Below are 16,369 nucleotides of genomic sequence, written 5' to 3'. Positions count from 1 at the left end.
AAGAAAAAGGCTTGCCGGAGCAAGCCTTTGGGAAGAGCAGATCAAGCTTGCTGGCGATGCTGTTTTTCCAGCTTCTTCTTGATCCGGTCGCGTTTGAGCGTCGACAGGTAATCAACGAACAGCTTGCCGTTGAGGTGATCGCATTCGTGCTGGATGCACACCGCCAGCAGGCCTTCGGCGATCAGCTCGTACGGCTTGCCGTCGCGGTCCAGCGCCTTGACCTTGACCCGCACCGGGCGGTCGACGTTCTCGTAGAAGCCGGGCACCGACAGGCAGCCTTCCTGATACTGGTCCATTTCGTCGGTCAGCATCTCGAGCTCGGGGTTGATGAACACCCGTGGCTCGCTGCGATCTTCGCTCAGGTCCATGACCACGATGCGCTTGTGCACGTTGATCTGGGTAGCGGCAAGGCCGATGCCAGGGGCTTCGTACATGGTTTCAAACATGTCATCGATCAACTGGCGAACGCCGTCGTCGACTTCGGTCACCGGTTTGGCGATGGTGCGAAGGCGCGGGTCCGGGAATTCGAGGATGTTCAGAATGGCCATAAGCGTATGAGCTGCACTGTGCGATGAATTACAAACATGAGTACACATAATAAAGGGATTCGGCGCATTCGGCACCTGGCAAAGGTCAGCTAAGGTTTCAGGGTGCTTTTCCACCCATGGCGCCAAGCCTGAAAGAATGCCGCCGAGGGAAATCCGTCAACCGGTTGTCAAAGTATTATCAACAGAGTTATCCACAGCTTGTTCACGGCTGGCCCAAGCTTCCCGATCAAGGATGATCGTCATGTCGCAACCCTTATCGCCGGCGTGTTCTCCCGCCGAACTCGAAGCGCGATTGCGCCTTCACTTGCTGCCGTCCCTAGGGCCGCGGCGTTTTCACACATTGATCCAGGCCTTTGGCAATGCCTCGGCAGCGCTCAGTGCGCCGGCCACGGCCTGGCGTACGCTGGGCGTACCCGCAGACAGCAGCGATGCCCGGCGCAGCCTTGAAGTACGCGAAGGCGTCGCTGCGGCAATGCGCTGGCTAGAGGCCCGCGACCAGCATTTACTGATGTGGGACGACCCTGGCTATCCAGGTTTGCTGGCGGAACTGGGCGACGCCCCACCGCTGCTGTTCATCGCCGGCAACCCGGCGATTCTGGAAAAACCCCAGCTGGCGATCGTCGGCAGCCGCAGGGCATCGAGGCCGGCGCTCGATACGGCTGCGGCCTTCTCGCGCAGCCTCGCTCGGGGTGGTTTTGTCATTACCAGCGGCCTGGCCCTGGGCGTCGATGGCGCCGCACACCAGGCTGCCCTGGACGCTGGCGGGCAGACCATCGGCGTGCTCGGCACAGGGCTGCAAATACTTTATCCACAGCGGCACAGAGCGCTGGCGGCGGCGATGATCGAGCAAGGTAGCGCGGTGGTCTCCGAGTTTCCGCTGGATGCCGGGCCCGTTGCGGGCAACTTTCCCCGGCGTAACCGGATCATCAGTGGCCTGTCGCTGGGTGTATTGGTGGTCGAGGCGAGCCTTGCCAGTGGCTCGCTGATCACCGCGCGTTTGGCGGCCGAGCAAGGCCGCGAGGTATATGCCATTCCGGGTTCGATTCATCACCCGGGCTCCAAGGGGTGTCACCAGTTGATTCGCGACGGCGCCTTGCTGGTGGAGACTGTCGATCAGATCGTCGAAACCCTGCAGGGTTGGCAACGCTTGCCGCCGTTGCAGGTGGACGCCATTGCCGGCCATGAACTGGTCGATCTGTTGCTGGCCGCACCGCAAACTACCGAGGGCCTGGCCAGCAGCAGCGGCTGGCCGTTGCCCCGGGTGCTGGCGGCGCTGACCGAGCTGGAACTGGCTGGAAGGGTCTGTAGTGAAGCCGGACGTTGGTTTGCCCGGCCCGGCTAAGTACACTGCTCATCTGCCTTTATGCGGAGTGAAAACAATGGTGAGCAGTTGGCGTGTGCAACAAGCCGCGCGTGAAATTCGGGCCGGTGCGGTGATTGCCTATCCGACCGAGGCGGTCTGGGGCCTGGGCTGTGACCCATGGAACGAAGAGGCGGTGGATCGCCTGCTGGCGATCAAGTCGCGTTCGGTCGATAAGGGTCTGATCCTGATCGCCGACAATATCCGCCAGTTCGACTTCCTTTTCGAGGATTTCCCTGAAACCTGGCTCGACCGCATGTCTGCCACCTGGCCGGGGCCGAACACCTGGCTGGTGCCACATCAGAACCTGCTGCCCGAGTGGATAACCGGGGTGCACGACACCGTGGCGTTGCGCGTTAGCGATCACCCGGTGGTACGTGACCTTTGTGCATTGGTCGGCCCGCTGATTTCCACTTCAGCCAACCCGCAAGGTCGCCCGGCAGCCAAGACCCGCTTGCGCGTCGAGCAGTACTTCCGTGGACAGTTGGACCTGGTGCTCGGTGGCGCTTTGGGCGGGCGGCGTAACCCGAGTGTGATTCGCGATTTGGCGAGCGGTGAGGTTGTGCGGGCTGGTTGAGGCCAATCGCGGGACAAGTCGGGTCGCCGCACCGCCGCTCCTAGCGACTGTGTAGGAGCGGGCTTGTCCCGCGATCAATTGACTACTGTTTCAAGGCAGCAACACCGTCGACCCCACTGTCCTGCGCGCCGACAGCTCGCTCTGCGCCTTGGCTGCCTCGCTCAGTGGATAACGCTGGTGGATATCCACAGCCAGCTTGCCGCTGGCGATCATCGCAAACAGGTCGTCGGCCATGGCCTGGGTGTTCTCGGCGTTGTTGGCGTAGCTGGCCAGGGTTGGCCGGGTGACATACAGCGAGCCCTTCTGCGCCAGTATTCCCAGATTGACCCCGCTCACCGCCCCTGAGGCATTGCCGAAGCTGACCATCAGCCCGCGCGGCGCCAGGCAGTCCAGTGAGGTCAGCCAGGTGTCCTGGCCAACGCCGTCGTACACCACCGGGCATTTCTTGCCGTCGGTCAGTTCCAGCACTCGCTGGGCGACGTCTTCCCGGCTGTAGTCGATAGTTGCCCATGCGCCCAGGGCCTTGGCCCGCTCGGCTTTCTCGGCAGAACTGACAGTACCGATCAACCTGGCGCCCAGGGCTTTGGCCCATTGGCAGGCCAGGGAACCGACGCCACCGGCGGCGGCGTGGAACAAAATGGTCTCGCCCGGCTGCACTGCGTAGGTCTGCTTGAGCAGGTACTGCACGGTCAGGCCCTTGAGCATCACCGCCGCCGCCTGCTCAAAGCTGATGCTGTCGGGGAGTTTGACCAGATTGGCTTCGGGCAGCACGTGCACTTCGCTGTAGGCTCCGAGCGGGCCGCCGGCGTAGGCGACGCGATCGCCAACCTTGAGCCGGCTGACCTGCTCGCCTACCGACTCGACCACCCCGGCGCCTTCGGTACCCAGCCCGGAGGGCAGCGACGGCGGAGCATAGAGGCCGCTGCGAAAGTAGGTGTCGATGAAGTTCAGGCCGATCGCCTGGTTTCGCACGCGAACCTGCTGCGGGCCGGGCGCTGCCGGCTCGAAGTCGACCAGGGTCAGGACTTCGGGGCCGCCATGCTGGCTGAACTGGATACGCTTGGCCATCTGCACTCTCCTGAAGCTAGCGGGAAAACCCCTATCGGACGCCTTTGCTTGATCGCCGTCAACTGCGGCCAGCCCGCCGCCGGTGGTATGCTACGCGCCGAATTTGCCTTAGCCCGCTTCCAGGTGACCTGATGACTAGCCGCACCGAGGCCGTGAAAGCCTACCTGCTCGACCTGCAAGACCGTATCTGCACCGCCCTCGAAAACGAAGACGGCGGCGCCCGTTTTGTCGAGGATGCCTGGACGCGCGAGGCCGGCGGTGGCGGGCGGACCCGGGTGATCGGCGACGGCAAGGTCATCGAAAAAGGCGGTGTGAACTTCTCCCACGTATTCGGCAGCGGGTTGCCGCCGTCGGCCAGTGCTCATCGACCAGAACTGGCCGGGCGCGGTTTCGAAGCCCTGGGGGTGTCGCTGGTGATCCACCCGCACAACCCGCATGTGCCGACTTCCCACGCTAACGTGCGGTTTTTCATCGCCGAGAAAGAAGGCGAAGAAGCGGTCTGGTGGTTTGGCGGCGGCTTCGACCTGACCCCCTACTACGGCAACGAAGAAGACTGCGTGCACTGGCACCAGGTCGCCGAGCGCGCCTGTGCGCCGTTCGGTGCCGATGTTTATCCGCGCTACAAGGCCTGGTGCGACCGCTATTTCCACCTCAAGCACCGTGGCGAGCCACGCGGCATCGGCGGTCTGTTTTTCGATGACCTCAACGAGTGGGACTTCGACACCTGCTTCGCTTTCATCCGCGCCATCGGCGATGCCTATGTCGAGGCCTACCTGCCGATCATCCAGCGCCGTAAAGACCAGCCCTATAGCGCCGAGCAGCGTGAGTTCCAGGAATACCGACGCGGCCGTTATGTCGAGTTCAACCTGGTTTACGATCGTGGCACGCTGTTCGGCCTGCAATCGGGCGGGCGAACCGAATCGATCCTCATGTCGCTGCCACCGCAGGTGCGTTGGGGGTACGATTGGAAGGCCGCGCCAGGCAGCGAAGAAGCGCGCCTGACCGAGTATTTCCTGCAGGACCGTGACTGGCTTGGTGAGGCCAAGGCCAGCCACTGAGCCGTTGTGGATAACTTTCCGGCCCTGCCCGACCTTGACCCAGGAACCGCCTGAATGGACCAGTACGTTGTATTCGGCAACCCGATCGGCCACAGCAAATCGCCGCTGATCCATCGCCTGTTCGCCGACCAGACCGGCCAGCAACTGGAGTACAGCACCCTGCTGGCGCCGCTGGATGACTTCAGCATGTGCGCCCAGGGCTTTTTCAAGCAGGGCCTGGGTGCCAACGTCACCGTGCCGTTCAAGGAAGAAGCCTATCGCCTGGTCGATAGCCTGACCCCACGGGCCCAGCGCGCGGGGGCGGTAAATACCCTGAGCAAGCTCGCCGATGGCACCTTGCAGGGCGACAACACCGATGGCGCCGGCCTGGTCCGCGACCTTACCGTCAATGCCGGGGTGCCACTGACTGGCAAGCGCATCCTGTTGCTCGGCGCCGGCGGTGCCGTGCGCGGGGTGCTGGAGCCATTGCTGGCGCACAACCCGGCTTCGCTGGTAATCGCCAACCGCACGGTGGAAAAAGCCGAGCAACTGGCCCGTGAATTCGCCGACCTGGGGCCGGTGGCTGCCAGCGGCTTCGACTGGCTTGAAGAGCCGGTCGACCTGATCATCAACGCCACCTCGGCGAGCCTTGCCGGCGAGCTGCCGCCGATCTCCCCTAGCCTGATCGAGCCCGGCAAGACCGTGTGCTACGACATGATGTATGGCAAGGAGCCTACGCCCTTCTGCCGTTGGGCCGGCGAGCACAAGGCGGCCAAGGTCCTCGATGGCTTGGGTATGCTTGCCGAGCAGGCCGCCGAGGCGTTCTACATCTGGCGCGGCGTGCGCCCCGACACCGCGCCGGTGCTCGACGAACTGCGCCGTCAACTGGCGCGCGGCTAATCTTCGAAGCGGATCGGGCAGTGCGCTGCCCCCTCCAGCTTGTGCAACTCCTCGATCACTTGCGCCCGCGCCCGGCGCAGCGTCAGGCTGCCGCCAGCACGACCCAGGCGACGCGCTTCGCGATGAAGCATGTCGACCCCGGAATAATCGATGAAGTTGATCTGCCGGGCATCGATCACCACCTGCGGCCCTGGGCAACGCTGCAAGCGCACCTGCAGGTAGTGGCTGGCGCCGAAGAAGATTGACCCTCCCACCCGCAACACGTCGGCATCCCCTTCGCGGGACTGCTGCACCCGTGGCCGTGAGGTGCGTTTGAGGTAAAAGAACAGCGACGCCAGCACCCCGGCGTAGATCGCCGTTTGCAGCTCGAGCAACAGTGTTGCTGCTGCCGTTAGGGCCATCACCAGGAATTCCGAACGGCTGACGCGAAACAGCGCGCGGATCGCCCGATGATCGACCAGGCCCCAGCAGATCAGCAGGATGCTGCCGGCCATGGCCGGGATCGGAATATGCGCGATCAGCCCCGCCCCTGCTACTGCAAACAACATTACCCACAGGGCGGAAAACACCCCGGCCAGGGGCGAGCGGGCGCCGGCCTCATAGCTGAGCCCGGAGCGGGTGAAGGAACCGGATGACAGGTAGCCGGAGAAAAATCCCCCGACCATGTTTGAAAGGCCCTGGGCGCGGATTTCCTGGTTGGCATCGATCAGTTGCTCCGAGCGCGCTGACAGCGAGCGGGCAATCGACAGGCTGGTAACCAGGCCAAGCATGCCGACCGCCACGGCGCTGGGTAGCAGACGCAAAATCAGCTCCAGGTCCAGCAGCGGCAAGGGGCTTATCGGTGGAAGCTGACCGATGAAACCGGGCACCAACTGCACATGGCCGAAAACGCCTGGGAGCAGCCAGACCAGCACGCTGGCCACCGCCAGAGTTATCAACAGGCCCGGCCAGCGCGGCTGCAATAGCTTCAACGCAATACCCAGCAGCAGCGTACCCAGCCCCAGCAACAACGAGGGCCAATCCACCTCCGGGGCATGCGCCAGCAGGTTTTGCACGGTCTTCAGGGCGGTGGCCTGGCTGGGCAAGTCGATACCCATCAGGTTGGGCAATTGCCCGAGGGCAATGACCAGCGCAGCACCGAGGGTGAAACCCAGCACTACCGACTGCGAGACGAAATTGACCAGCGCGCCGAAGCGCAGCAGCCCCAGCAACCACTGAAACACCCCGGCGAGGAAGGTCAGCAGCAGGATCAGGGTGATGTAGTCACTGCTGCCCGCAACTGCCAGGGGGCTGATGCTGGCATAGAGGACAATCGAGATTGCCGCCGTCGGCCCGCAGATCAGGTGCCAGGACGAGCCCCACAGGCAGGCGATGATCACCGGTACGATCGCTGCGTACAGCCCGTACTCGGCCGGCAGCCCGGCAATCAGGGCATAGGCGATTGATTGCGGCAGGGCCAGGATCGCCCCGCTCAGGCCCACCAGCAGATCGCGACGCACGCTGGCCCCGGTCTGGCGCGCCAACCAGGTGAGAAACGGCAGCAGTCGGTGGCGGTCAGGCCAGGCCATGGCACTCTCTATTGCAGGCGGAAGCTGTTCAGGGTGCGATGTCGGGCGCTCGGGTGCAAGCCGCGTCAGAAAACAAAGTTCACATGCTCGCCGTGGTGCAGCTTGAGCTCCAGGGCATCGACCATGGCCGCTGCCACTCGGGCCAGGCGTTGCAGTGGTTCGGCCAAACCCGGCTCGAGGGTGCCATGGGTCTGGTGAAAGTGCTCGATGCCCAGGCCGGCAACTTGCTGCGGGGTGTTGATCAGGGTCCAGTGCAGCGGGCTGCGCTGCAACAGGTCGACGATCCGTTCGGCGCAGGCCCGTTGCTGCCGATTGTGCCCCTCGCTTTGCTCCAGTACGGTGAAATCGCCCACCAGCAATAGCCGGCGTATAGTGGTGCGGGACATGCCGGCGATCAGCGCCTGGCTCATGCGCAGTTGCGTGGCAAAGTCATCGGGCGCCAGTGCTGGCAACAGGCAGACCACCGCCGAGCCGCCGGCCACGCTTTGTTCGGCCTGATCGGCAGTATCGAGGCCGCCGGTCTTGAAGTGCAGGCCGGGGCGCGGTGCCAGGGTATTGAGATCATCGACCACGGCGATCACCTCATGCTGGCGCTTGAGCAATTCGGCCATCAGGGCGCTGCCCAGGCTGCTTAAACCTCCAAGCAGGACCAGTTTGAACACTGGGGTTTCGGCATTTTTCACCAGATCACTCCATTGGCAACGGGTGATCGTTTGACCCGCGTAGCCAGGCGCAGGTTCGTTGCGATTAAGGAGTTTTCGTGCAAAGGATCAAGGGCTATCACGCGCATATCTACTATGACGCCAGCACCCTGGAGCAGGCTCGCCAGTTGTGCGAAGAAGCCGCTCGGCTGTTTCCGGTGACCATGGGGCGCATGCATCAGAAGCCGGTCGGGCCGCACCCGGACTGGAGCTGCCAGTTGGCCTTCGGGCCTGAAGTGGTGGGGGTGGTGCTGCCCTGGCTGGCGTTATATCGCCAAGGGCTGGTGGTGTTTCTGCATCCGTTGACTGGTGACGAGCTGGCCGATCATCGTGATCATGCGATCTGGATGGGGGCGGTGCGGCCGCTGGATCTGACGATTTTCAAGTAGTTTACAGCTCCGAGGTAGGAGCGGGCTTGCCCCGCGATTGCGATCTGTCTGATGGACCGCAATCGCGGGGCAAGTCGAGGCGTCGCACCGCCGCTCCCACAGGGATCAGGCCTTGCGTGCACCCCGCACACCCTGGGCCAGCGCCGAGCACAGCTCGAGCACATCACCCACAGCCTGCTCGGCAGTGGCCGCATTGGCTATCTTGTCGACCAGCGCCGAACCGACCACGACGCCATCCGACAGCCTAGCAATCGCCGCAGCCTGCTCTGGCGTGCGGATACCGAAGCCGACGCTGATCGGCAGGTCGGTGTGCCGGCGCAGGCGCTTGATGGCGCTGCTGACGTGTTCAGTGGTCGCAGAACCGGCACCGGTAACACCGGCAACCGACACGTAGTAGACGAAGCCCGAGCTGCGTTCCAGCACGCGCGGCAGGCGCACGTCGTCGGTGGTCGGGGTGGTCAGGCGAATGAAGTCGATGCCCGCGGCCTGGGCCGGGGTGGCCAGCTCGGCGTCGTGCTCCGGCGGCAGGTCGACGATGATCAGGCCATCCACGCCCACTTTCTTGGCTTCAGCCACGAAGGCCTCGACGCCAAAGCGGTGAATCGGGTTGTAGTAGCCCATCAGCACGATCGGCGTGGTCTGGTTGTCGACGCGGAACTCGCGAACCATTTGCAGGGTTTTCGCCAGGGTCTGACCGGCGTCCAGGGCGCGCAGGGTGGCGAGCTGGATTGCCACGCCGTCGGCCATCGGGTCGGTGAACGGCATGCCCAGTTCGATGACGTCGGCGCCAGCATCCGGCAGGCCTTTGAGGATCTGCAGCGAAGCGTCGTAGCCAGGGTCGCCTGCGGTGATGAAGGTGACCAGTGCCGAGCGGCCTTCGGCCTTCAGTTCGGCGAAGCGTTGTTCAAGACGGCTCATGCCTGTTTCTCCTGGGCGGCCATATGGCTCATCACGGTTTGCATGTCTTTGTCGCCGCGCCCGGACAGGCACACCACCATCAGGTGATCCTTGGGCAGGGTCGGTGCGCGTTTGATCGCTTCGGCCAGGGCGTGGGAGGTTTCCAGGGCCGGAATGATGCCTTCCAGGCGGCAGGTAGTGTGGAACGCGGCCAGGGCTTCGTCGTCGGTGATGCTGACGTACTCGACGCGTTTCACTTCGTGCAACCAGGCGTGTTCCGGGCCGATGCCGGGGTAGTCGAGGCCGGCGGAAATCGAGTGGGCGTCGGTGATCTGGCCGTCGGCATCCTGCAGCAGGTAGGTGCGGTTGCCGTGCAGCACGCCCGGTACGCCACCGTTGAGGCTGGCGGCATGCTTGTCGGTGTCGACCCCGTGGCCACCGGCTTCGACGCCGATGATTTGCACACTGGCGTCATCGAGGAAGTCGTGGAACAGGCCCATGGCGTTGGAGCCACCGCCGACGCAGGCGATCAGGCTGTCGGGCAGGCGCCCTTCCTTGGCTTGCAGCTGTTCACGGGTCTCTTTGCCGATGATCGACTGGAAGTCGCGGACCATTGCCGGGTACGGGTGCGGGCCCGCTACAGTACCGATCAGGTAGAAGGTGTCGTCGACGTTGGTGACCCAGTCGCGCAGGGCCTCGTTCATCGCGTCCTTGAGGGTGCCGGTGCCGGCGGTGACCGGAACGATTTCTGCGCCCAGCAGCTTCATGCGGAACACGTTGGCTTGCTGGCGCTCGATGTCGGTGGCGCCCATGTAGATCACGCAAGGCAGGCCGAAGCGCGCGGCGACGGTGGCAGTGGCCACGCCGTGCATGCCGGCGCCGGTTTCGGCGATCAGGCGTTTTTTGCCCATGCGCTTGGCCAGCAGCACCTGGCCGATGCAGTTGTTCACCTTGTGCGCGCCGGTGTGGTTGAGCTCTTCACGCTTGAAGAAGATCTTTGCACCGCCGCAGTGTTCGCTCAGGCGTTCGGCGAAGTAGAGCGGGTTCGGGCGGCCGATGTAGTCGCGCTGAAAGTACGCCAGTTGCTCGAGAAATTCCGGGTCGGCTTTGGCTGCTTCATATTCGCGGGCAAGGTCGAGCACCAGCGGCATCAGGGTTTCTGCCACGTAGCGGCCGCCGAATGCGCCAAACAGGCCATTGGCATCGGGGCCGGCGCGGAAGTTGGTCTGGGTCATGGGTCGCTCCAGGGCGGTAGTGAAGTCGGGAATGGCTTTACTCTAACCACGACACGCGCAACTGAAAACCGATAAGATTGCGACAACCTGTCAGGAAAACTCACACGTCATGCGCCAGGACCTGCCCCCACTCAATGCCCTGCGGGCCTTTGAAGCCACTGCCCGGCTCAATAGCGTCAGCCAGGCGGCCGAACAGCTACACGTTACCCACGGCGCGGTCAGCCGGCAATTGAAGGTGCTCGAAGAACACCTTGGGGTGGCCTTGTTCGTTAAGGAAGGACGTGGCCTTAAACTCACAGATGCCGGGGTGCGTTTGCGCGATGCCAGTAGTGATGCCTTCGAGCGCTTGCGCGGCGCGTGTGCGGACATCAGCCAGAGCGGCGCCGATGCGCCGTTCGTCCTCGGTTGCTCCGGCAGCCTGCTGGCGCGCTGGTTCATCCCACGGCTGGGGCGATTAAAAGCGGATTTGCCGGAACTGCGCCTGCACCTGTCGGCCGGTGAAGGTGATCTCGACCCGCGTCGCCCAGGGCTGGATGCCTTGCTGGTGTTTGCCGAGCCGCCCTGGCCTGCGGATATGCAAGTGCATGTGCTGGCGCAGGAGTGTATTGGCCCGGTGCTCAGCCCGCACTTTGCCGGGTTCAGCCGCTTGCAGCAGGCGCCAGCCGAGGCGTTGCTGACGCAAACCCTGTTGCAGACCACTTCGCGCCCGCAAGCCTGGCCAAGTTGGGCGGCGCAGCAAGGTATCGACCCGCAGGCGCTGCGTTACGGGCAGGATTTCGAGCATTTGTATTACTTGCTGGAGGCTGCAGTGGCAGGGTTGGGCGTGGCGATTGCGCCGCAACCGCTGGTAGCCGACGACTTGCGCGCCGGGCGCCTGGCGGCGCCATGGGGTTTTTGCGAAACCCAGGCCGCGCTGGCCCTGTGGGTGCCGCGACGCGCCGCAGACGGGCGCGCCGAGCAATTGGCCGGCTGGTTGCGCGCGGAGCTTGCGCGCCAGGCCGCTTAGTTACCGCGTTTGCACATCAGGTAGGCGGCCAGCAGGCCGAGGGCGCCAACGGCGACACCGGCGGTGGTCCACGGGTGTTCCTGGGCGTAATCGCGGGTGGCCAGGCCAGTCTCGCGGGTCTTGGTTTTTACTTCTTCGTAGGCATCGCTGAGCAGGCTGCGCGAATGGCGCAGGGCATTCTCGGCGTTGCCCTTGAGCGTCTTGAGGGTTTTGCGCGACTCATCCGAGGCATCGTCCTTGAGGCTTTCCAGTGACTTGAGCAGGCTTTCGATTTCCGCTTCCATGCTTTGCAGCGAAGCTTTACGCAGCGAGGTGTTGGCCATGGTGACTCTCCTTCGAGGTTGAGTTGAGCTGTGTAGGTTCCGACTACAGGCTGCTGGGAAAGTGCAGTCGAACTTTTAACGGCATTTACCCCTCGCAGGTAAAACAGCCCGGCGCTGCTAGGCTCTATCTCACATTAAAAAAGGAGATTGCTTATGTCTGATCATCACACCTACAAGAAAATCGAACTGGTCGGCTCGTCGCCCACCTCTATCGAAGAGGCGATCAACAATGCCCTGGCCGAAGCAGGCAAGAGCATCAAGCACCTTGAGTGGTTCGAAGTGGTCGACACCCGAGGCCATATCAAGAACAACAAGGCCGCGCATTTTCAGGTCACGCTCAAAGTGGGCTTTCGCATCGTCAACAGCTGATGCGGCGACACTGGCTTGTGCGGGTCAATTGCGTTACACAGTCCTGAGGCGCCCGGCCTTCCTGGCGCCCTTCTCTATTTTGATCTGAACAAGGAAAGCGATCGATGAAGAAGTTGGTAGTAGCGATAGGTTTGATGACGCTGGCCGGTACCGCGCTGGCAGCCGGCAAGCCATGTGAAGAGCTCAAGGGCGAAATAGCAGCCAAGCTGGACGCCAAGGGTGTCAGCGGCTATTCGCTAGAGATCGTCGATAAAGGCGCTGCCGCAGACGGCAAGGTCGTGGGTAGCTGCGAAGGCGGCACCAAGGAAATCGTCTACAAGCGCGGCTGATCGATATTGAATCCATCGCGGGGCAAGTCGAGTCGTCGCACCGCCGCTCCTACATGTGGGAGCGGCGGTGCGACGACTCGACTTGACCCGCGATGGGGCCCTCAGCTGCGCAAAACCGTCTGCGCCAGCAGCTCATAAGAGCGTATGCGGTCGGCATGCTCATACAGGTCGCAGGTGAAGATCAGCTCATCCGCCTCGGTCTGCTCCAGCAACACCTCCAGTTTGGCGCGGATTTTCTGCGGGCTGCCGACCATCGCCAGGCCCAGGAAGCTGCCCACCGCTTCCCGCTCATGCGGCAGCCACAGGCCGTCCATGGTCTCCACTGGCGGGCGTTGCACCAGGCTTTGCCCGCGCATCAGGGCGAGGATGCGCTGATACACCGAGGTGGCCAGGTAGTCGGCCTGTTCATCGGTCTCGGCCGCCACCAGTGGTACGCCAAGCATCACATAAGGCTTGTCGAGCACCGCCGAGGGCTGGAAGTGGTTGCGGTACACGCGAATCGCCTCGTGCATGTAACGTGGAGCGAAATGCGAGGCGAAGGCGTAGGGCAAACCGCGCATGCCGGCCAGTTGTGCACTGAACAGGCTCGAACCCAGTAGCCAGATCGGCACTTCGGTACCGTAACCCGGCACGGCAATGACCTTCTGCTCCGGCGTGCGCGGGCCCAGGTAGCGCATCAGTTCTTCGACGTCATCGGGAAAGTCGTCGGCACTGCCCGAGCGTTCGCGGCGCAGGGCGCGGGCGGTCATCTGGTCGGAGCCCGGCGCGCGGCCCAGGCCCAGGTCGATTCGCCCGGGATACAGGCTGGCGAGTGTGCCGAACTGTTCGGCGATCACCAGTGGCGCATGGTTGGGCAGCATCACCCCGCCGGCGCCAACACGAATGGTTGAGGTACCACCGGCCAGGTAGCTGAGCAGCACCGAGGTTGCGGAGCTGGCGATACCATCCATGTTGTGGTGCTCGGCCACCCAGAAGCGGTTGTAGCCAAACTTCTCGACGTGTTGCGCTAGGTCCAGTGAGTTGCGCAGGGACTGCGCCGGGCCGCTGTCGGCGCGTACTGGCACCAGGTCGAGGGTGGAAATCTTGATATCGGCAAGTTGCTTCATGGGCGTTGGCGCCTCCTGGGCAGTCGAGTGGCCGCAAACAATCCAACGGCCTTTCTAGCTCTGTATGGGCACATCTGCAGGAATCAATGCCGGGGCTTGTAATCCTTCTGAACTTGCCTGCGTCAGGGCTCTCTGAAATTAAGGCAAGGCGCGATATCCCGCGCCCCAGGGAGCTCAGGAGGCTTTATGAAAAAGACAGCATCAGCTATCTGGCAAGGTGGCTTGAAGGATGGCAAGGGCCTGCTTTCCACTGAAAGCGGCGCTCTCAAGCAGAACCCTTATGGCTTCAATACCCGCTTCGAAGGCCAGCCGGGTACCAATCCGGAGGAACTGATTGGCGCGGCGCATGCAGGCTGCTTCTCCATGGCCCTGTCGATGATGCTCGGTGAAGCGGGCATGACCGCCGAGCGCATCGATACCATCGCCGAAGTGACCCTCGACAAACTGCCGGATGGCTTTGCCATTACTGCCGTGAACCTGATCCTCAAGGCCAAGGTCCCCGGGGCTAGCGAAGCGCAGTTTCTTGAGATCGCCAACAAGGCCAAGGCCGGTTGCCCGGTGTCGAAAGTGCTCAACGCGAAAATCAGCCTGGATGCGACGCTGCTGAGTTAAGGCAGAACCGGGGCGCGCTTCTTGTGGTCAAATGAGGGTCGGTAGAACGACTGCCGCCACAAGGAGCTGTCCCATGATCCGTGTTGCAATCGCTGTGCTGGCTTCGCTGCTGGCAACCGCTGCGCTGGCCGCGCCGAAACCCTGTGAAGAGCTCAAGGCCGAGATCGAAGCCAAGATCCAGGCCAACAACGTGAGTTCCTACACCTTGGAAATCGTCAAGAATGACGAGGTCCACGACCAGAACATGGTGGTCGGCAGCTGTGAAGGCGGCACCAAGAAGATCATCTACCAAAAGAACGATCGCTAGGCCTCAGGGGGTGCAGAAGACGTCGTTGGACTCTTCGGCGACCATCTTGCGCTGGGCATCATAGAGGTAGGCGCTGGGCTGCATGGCCGGGGCCCGGGCTTCCAGGCGATAGCGCTGGCCGGCCTTGAAATGCGCGAACTTGATGGTCAGGTAGCAGGTGCGCTCGGTCGGGTCGGTACTGAATCCACCGGAGTAGATCTCGTAGTCGAACCGCACCACCAACTCGTGGGCACCGGGCGTCACCTGAAAGAACCGGCCATCGGTCAGGCGTTTGCCATCGAGCCGTTCGGCCATCAGTGTCTTGCCCGGCGTGATGGTGTAGAGGTCGACCCAGGCCTGTTTGTTATCCACAGGTGGCAGGGGGCTAACGCAAGCTCCAAGGGTACTGATTGCGAGCAGCATCACAGGCTGGCGCATGGCGAACTCCGACGTGCGGGTTACAAAGCATAAGCATAGCGCCATTCACGCCTTTAGGTACGCTGGCAGCCCGCCGGCTGGCCTTTGCCGACCACTTTGCGCTGTTCGTCATAGAGCTTGGCCCAGGGGCGGAAGCCGATGCTACCGGCTTCAAGCTGGTAGCGCTGGCCAGCACTGAAATCCTTGAATTTCACATTGAGCTGGCAATCGCGCCACAGTGGCTCGTTGACCGGGCCGATATTGCTTGGCGTAACCGCAAACAGATAGCGCACGGTCAGCTCATGGCTGCCTGGCGGTACTTCGAAATAGCGTTTGTCGGCCCAGGCGCGCTCGTCTACTTCGACGGCGTGCAAGGTGTCGTCCTCACCAGGGGCAAGGTCGATCCAGGCCTGGTTGGGGTCAGGCGCAGGAAGGCCGGCGCAGCCGGACAGAAGCACAACAGTGCTGACGACGAGCAGTGTACGCATGGCAAAACTCCAGCCGGGCAGGATAGTCTTGAAGCGGATGAGTACTTGAGCGGATACAGGACACCAATGCTTCGACTATTTCTTTTGTTGCGCTCAAGTCATGGGGCACTCGACCGTCTTTTTCGCTACTTGGTTCCCTTGTTGGCCATCGGGCTGCTGAGCGGTTGTGCCAGTGTCAGTTACTACGGGCAACTGGCCAGCGGTCAGTGGCAGCTGTTGCGGGCGCGCCAGCCGGTTGCCGAGCTGGTAGCAGACCCGGCCACCGACAGTAAATTGCGCCAGCAGTTGCTGCACGCCGAGCAAGCTCGCGCCTTCGCCAGCGCGCAGCTGAAGCTACCGGACAACCGCAGCTATCGGGTTTATGCCGATATCGGTCGGCCCTTCGTGGTCTGGAACGTATTCGCCACACCCGAGTTGTCGCTGGAGCCGCAGACCCATTGCTTCCCCATTGCCGGCTGTGTTGCCTACCGTGGTTATTACAACCAGGGCGCCGCGCGCGGGGCGGCTGCGCTGCAGAAACAGCAAGGGCTGGATGTCTATGTCGGCGGTGTCGAAGCCTATTCGACCCTGGGCTGGTTCGACGATCCGATCCTCAGCTCCATGCTTGGCTGGGGTGATGAACGCCTGGCCACGGTGATCTTTCATGAGTTGGCCCATCAACGCGTCTATGTCCAGGACGACACTGCGTTCAACGAGTCCTTCGCCACATTCGTCGAGCAGGAAGGCACTCGCCAATGGCGCGCGGCGCGGGGCCTGCCAACGCTGATCGAAGATGGCAGCCAACAGCGCGAGCAGTTCGTCGCCCTGGTGCTGGCCAGTCGCGAACGGCTCAAGGCGTTGTATGCGGCGCCGCTCACCGAACCCGCCAAGCGTGCGGGCAAGCAGGCCGAATTCGAACGCTTGCGCCGTGAATACCGGGCCTTGCGCGATAACCAGTGGGGCGGTGTCGGACGCTATGACGCCTGGATCAATGCGCCGATGAACAATGCCAAGTTGTTGCCGTTTGGTCTGTACGACCAGTGGGTGCCGGCGTTTGCCCAGCTGTTTGCCGAGGTGGGCGGCGATTGGCAGGTGTTTTATCAGCGAGTAGAAGCATTCGGGCGGCTACCCCTTGAGCAGCGTCAGCAGGCGCTGAAAAGCATTGCGGGGCAAG

At 62.9% G+C, this 16,369-nt stretch carries 20 protein-coding genes and 1 pseudogene; 11 read left to right on the top strand and 10 right to left on the bottom strand.

Annotation, left to right across the window (positions count from 1 at the left end):
* Positions 1-41: 41 nt before the first annotated feature.
* Positions 42-548 (bottom strand): peptide deformylase, encoded by a 507-nt coding sequence (gene def, locus JYG36_RS00575; RefSeq protein WP_038605133.1) that lies wholly within the window; start codon positions 546-548, stop codon positions 42-44.
* Positions 549-789: 241 nt separating this feature from the next.
* Here def and dprA point away from each other — a divergent pair, with 241 nt between their 5' ends.
* Together dprA and tsaC are read left to right on the top strand one after the other, a co-directional pair.
* On the top strand, positions 790-1,890 hold the full coding sequence (dprA, locus tag JYG36_RS00570; protein ID WP_213602826.1) for a DNA-processing protein DprA: 1,101 nt from the start codon (positions 790-792) through the stop codon (positions 1,888-1,890).
* Positions 1,891-1,927: 37 nt separating this feature from the next.
* Positions 1,928-2,485 carry an L-threonylcarbamoyladenylate synthase type 1 TsaC gene (gene tsaC / locus JYG36_RS00565; RefSeq protein WP_045200754.1) on the top strand — a complete coding sequence of 186 codons (558 nt, stop codon included), beginning with the start codon at positions 1,928-1,930 and terminating at the stop codon, positions 2,483-2,485.
* Positions 2,486-2,575: 90 nt separating this feature from the next.
* Here tsaC and JYG36_RS00560 read toward each other — a convergent pair whose 3' ends face one another.
* Positions 2,576-3,553 (bottom strand): NADPH:quinone reductase, encoded by a 978-nt coding sequence (locus JYG36_RS00560; RefSeq protein ID WP_213602825.1) that lies wholly within the window; start codon positions 3,551-3,553, stop codon positions 2,576-2,578.
* A 131-nt stretch (positions 3,554-3,684) separates the two neighbouring features.
* Here JYG36_RS00560 and hemF point away from each other — a divergent pair, with 131 nt between their 5' ends.
* Both hemF and aroE read left to right on the top strand, forming a co-directional pair.
* Entirely contained in the window at positions 3,685-4,611 is a 927-nt protein-coding gene (gene hemF, locus JYG36_RS00555) for an oxygen-dependent coproporphyrinogen oxidase (protein WP_045200751.1), read from the top strand.
* Between the two features lie 54 nt (positions 4,612-4,665).
* Positions 4,666-5,490 (top strand): shikimate dehydrogenase, encoded by an 825-nt coding sequence (gene aroE / locus JYG36_RS00550; RefSeq protein ID WP_213602824.1) that lies wholly within the window; start codon positions 4,666-4,668, stop codon positions 5,488-5,490.
* Here the strand turns inward: aroE and JYG36_RS00545 are convergent.
* The gene (locus JYG36_RS00545; protein WP_213602823.1) at positions 5,487-7,058 is read right to left on the bottom strand and encodes a SulP family inorganic anion transporter; all 1,572 of its coding nucleotides are present in this window, start codon (positions 7,056-7,058) and stop codon (positions 5,487-5,489) included. The genes aroE and JYG36_RS00545 overlap by 4 nt on opposite strands.
* 65 nt (positions 7,059-7,123) lie before the next feature.
* The gene (locus JYG36_RS00540) at positions 7,124-7,741 is read right to left on the bottom strand and encodes an NAD(P)-dependent oxidoreductase (RefSeq protein ID WP_045200745.1); all 618 of its coding nucleotides are present in this window, start codon (positions 7,739-7,741) and stop codon (positions 7,124-7,126) included.
* 77 nt (positions 7,742-7,818) lie between these two features.
* Between JYG36_RS00540 and JYG36_RS00535 the strand changes: the two genes are divergently transcribed.
* Positions 7,819-8,148 (top strand): DOPA 4,5-dioxygenase family protein, encoded by a 330-nt coding sequence (locus JYG36_RS00535; RefSeq protein WP_045200742.1) that lies wholly within the window; start codon positions 7,819-7,821, stop codon positions 8,146-8,148.
* Between the two features lie 105 nt (positions 8,149-8,253).
* Here the strand turns inward: JYG36_RS00535 and trpA are convergent, their stop codons facing one another.
* Both trpA and trpB read right to left on the bottom strand, forming a co-directional pair.
* Positions 8,254-9,066 carry a tryptophan synthase subunit alpha gene (trpA, locus tag JYG36_RS00530; RefSeq protein WP_045200740.1) on the bottom strand — a complete coding sequence of 271 codons (813 nt, stop codon included), beginning with the start codon at positions 9,064-9,066 and terminating at the stop codon, positions 8,254-8,256.
* Positions 9,063-10,280, bottom strand: a complete 1,218-nt coding sequence (gene trpB / locus JYG36_RS00525; protein WP_045200738.1) for a tryptophan synthase subunit beta — start codon at positions 10,278-10,280, stop codon at positions 9,063-9,065. The genes trpA and trpB overlap by 4 nt, the downstream gene beginning before the upstream one ends.
* 109 nt (positions 10,281-10,389) lie before the next feature.
* Between trpB and JYG36_RS00520 the strand changes: the two genes are divergently transcribed.
* Entirely contained in the window at positions 10,390-11,286 is an 897-nt protein-coding gene (locus tag JYG36_RS00520) for a LysR family transcriptional regulator (RefSeq protein ID WP_176794201.1), read from the top strand.
* Here the strand turns inward: JYG36_RS00520 and JYG36_RS00515 are convergent.
* Positions 11,283-11,609 carry an ElaB/YgaM/YqjD family protein gene (locus JYG36_RS00515; RefSeq protein WP_045200734.1) on the bottom strand — a complete coding sequence of 109 codons (327 nt, stop codon included), beginning with the start codon at positions 11,607-11,609 and terminating at the stop codon, positions 11,283-11,285. The genes JYG36_RS00520 and JYG36_RS00515 overlap by 4 nt on opposite strands.
* 153 nt (positions 11,610-11,762) lie before the next feature.
* On the opposite strand from JYG36_RS00515, the gene JYG36_RS00510 reads away from it, so the two are divergent.
* A complete protein-coding gene (locus JYG36_RS00510; RefSeq protein ID WP_213602822.1) occupies positions 11,763-11,978 on the top strand; it encodes a dodecin in 216 nt (71 codons plus the stop codon).
* Between the two features lie 104 nt (positions 11,979-12,082).
* A complete protein-coding gene (locus tag JYG36_RS00505; protein WP_093377672.1) occupies positions 12,083-12,307 on the top strand; it encodes a DUF1161 domain-containing protein in 225 nt (74 codons plus the stop codon).
* A 101-nt stretch (positions 12,308-12,408) separates the two neighbouring features.
* Here the strand turns inward: JYG36_RS00505 and JYG36_RS00500 are convergent, their stop codons facing one another.
* Positions 12,409-13,413, bottom strand: coding sequence for an LLM class flavin-dependent oxidoreductase (locus JYG36_RS00500; protein WP_093377667.1), 1,005 nt, complete (start codon positions 13,411-13,413; stop codon positions 12,409-12,411).
* Positions 13,414-13,599: 186 nt separating this feature from the next.
* Here JYG36_RS00500 and JYG36_RS00495 point away from each other — a divergent pair, with 186 nt between their 5' ends.
* Both JYG36_RS00495 and JYG36_RS00490 read left to right on the top strand, forming a co-directional pair.
* Complete coding sequence (locus JYG36_RS00495; RefSeq protein ID WP_213602820.1) at positions 13,600-14,025, top strand: OsmC family protein; 426 nt, start codon at positions 13,600-13,602, stop codon at positions 14,023-14,025.
* Between the two features lie 73 nt (positions 14,026-14,098).
* Positions 14,099-14,332, top strand: a complete 234-nt coding sequence (locus JYG36_RS00490; protein WP_045200726.1) for a DUF1161 domain-containing protein — start codon at positions 14,099-14,101, stop codon at positions 14,330-14,332.
* 3 nt (positions 14,333-14,335) lie between these two features.
* Here the strand turns inward: JYG36_RS00490 and JYG36_RS00485 are convergent, their stop codons facing one another.
* Positions 14,336-14,749: a PA0061/PA0062 family lipoprotein gene (locus tag JYG36_RS00485; protein ID WP_045200724.1), complete on the bottom strand. Its 414-nt coding sequence runs from the start codon at positions 14,747-14,749 to the stop codon at positions 14,336-14,338.
* Positions 14,750-14,802: 53 nt separating this feature from the next.
* Complete coding sequence (locus tag JYG36_RS00480; RefSeq protein ID WP_213602818.1) at positions 14,803-15,216, bottom strand: PA0061/PA0062 family lipoprotein; 414 nt, start codon at positions 15,214-15,216, stop codon at positions 14,803-14,805.
* Positions 15,217-15,282: 66 nt separating this feature from the next.
* Between JYG36_RS00480 and JYG36_RS00475 the strand changes: the two are divergent.
* Positions 15,283-16,359, top strand: a pseudogene (locus JYG36_RS00475) (aminopeptidase); the annotation flags it as partial.
* Between the last annotated feature and the right edge of the window lie 10 nt (positions 16,360-16,369).

Source organism: Pseudomonas sp. SORT22 (assembly GCF_018417635.1).
Taxonomy (GTDB): domain Bacteria; phylum Pseudomonadota; class Gammaproteobacteria; order Pseudomonadales; family Pseudomonadaceae; genus Aquipseudomonas.
Note: the sequence above shows the minus strand (reverse complement) of the source record. Positions and strands in the feature narration are given on the sequence as shown.

Bases quoted from the DNA above. Each gene is read 5' to 3' on its own strand.
- def (WP_038605133.1), bottom strand. From the start codon at position 548: ATGGCCATTCTGAACATCCTCGAATTCCCGGACCCGCGCCTTCGCACC.
- dprA (WP_213602826.1), top strand. From the start codon at position 790: ATGTCGCAACCCTTATCGCCGGCGTGTTCTCCCGCCGAACTCGAAGCG.
- tsaC (WP_045200754.1), top strand. From the start codon at position 1,928: ATGGTGAGCAGTTGGCGTGTGCAACAAGCCGCGCGTGAAATTCGGGCC.
- JYG36_RS00560 (WP_213602825.1), bottom strand. From the start codon at position 3,553: ATGGCCAAGCGTATCCAGTTCAGCCAGCATGGCGGCCCCGAAGTCCTG.
- hemF (WP_045200751.1), top strand. From the start codon at position 3,685: ATGACTAGCCGCACCGAGGCCGTGAAAGCCTACCTGCTCGACCTGCAA.
- aroE (WP_213602824.1), top strand. From the start codon at position 4,666: ATGGACCAGTACGTTGTATTCGGCAACCCGATCGGCCACAGCAAATCG.
- JYG36_RS00545 (WP_213602823.1), bottom strand. From the start codon at position 7,058: ATGGCCTGGCCTGACCGCCACCGACTGCTGCCGTTTCTCACCTGGTTG.
- trpA (WP_045200740.1), bottom strand. From the start codon at position 9,066: ATGAGCCGTCTTGAACAACGCTTCGCCGAACTGAAGGCCGAAGGCCGC.
- trpB (WP_045200738.1), bottom strand. From the start codon at position 10,280: ATGACCCAGACCAACTTCCGCGCCGGCCCCGATGCCAATGGCCTGTTT.
- JYG36_RS00520 (WP_176794201.1), top strand. From the start codon at position 10,390: ATGCGCCAGGACCTGCCCCCACTCAATGCCCTGCGGGCCTTTGAAGCC.
- JYG36_RS00515 (WP_045200734.1), bottom strand. From the start codon at position 11,609: ATGGCCAACACCTCGCTGCGTAAAGCTTCGCTGCAAAGCATGGAAGCG.
- JYG36_RS00510 (WP_213602822.1), top strand. From the start codon at position 11,763: ATGTCTGATCATCACACCTACAAGAAAATCGAACTGGTCGGCTCGTCG.
- JYG36_RS00505 (WP_093377672.1), top strand. From the start codon at position 12,083: ATGAAGAAGTTGGTAGTAGCGATAGGTTTGATGACGCTGGCCGGTACC.
- JYG36_RS00500 (WP_093377667.1), bottom strand. From the start codon at position 13,413: ATGAAGCAACTTGCCGATATCAAGATTTCCACCCTCGACCTGGTGCCA.
- JYG36_RS00495 (WP_213602820.1), top strand. From the start codon at position 13,600: ATGAAAAAGACAGCATCAGCTATCTGGCAAGGTGGCTTGAAGGATGGC.
- JYG36_RS00490 (WP_045200726.1), top strand. From the start codon at position 14,099: ATGATCCGTGTTGCAATCGCTGTGCTGGCTTCGCTGCTGGCAACCGCT.
- JYG36_RS00485 (WP_045200724.1), bottom strand. From the start codon at position 14,749: ATGCGCCAGCCTGTGATGCTGCTCGCAATCAGTACCCTTGGAGCTTGC.
- JYG36_RS00480 (WP_213602818.1), bottom strand. From the start codon at position 15,216: ATGCGTACACTGCTCGTCGTCAGCACTGTTGTGCTTCTGTCCGGCTGC.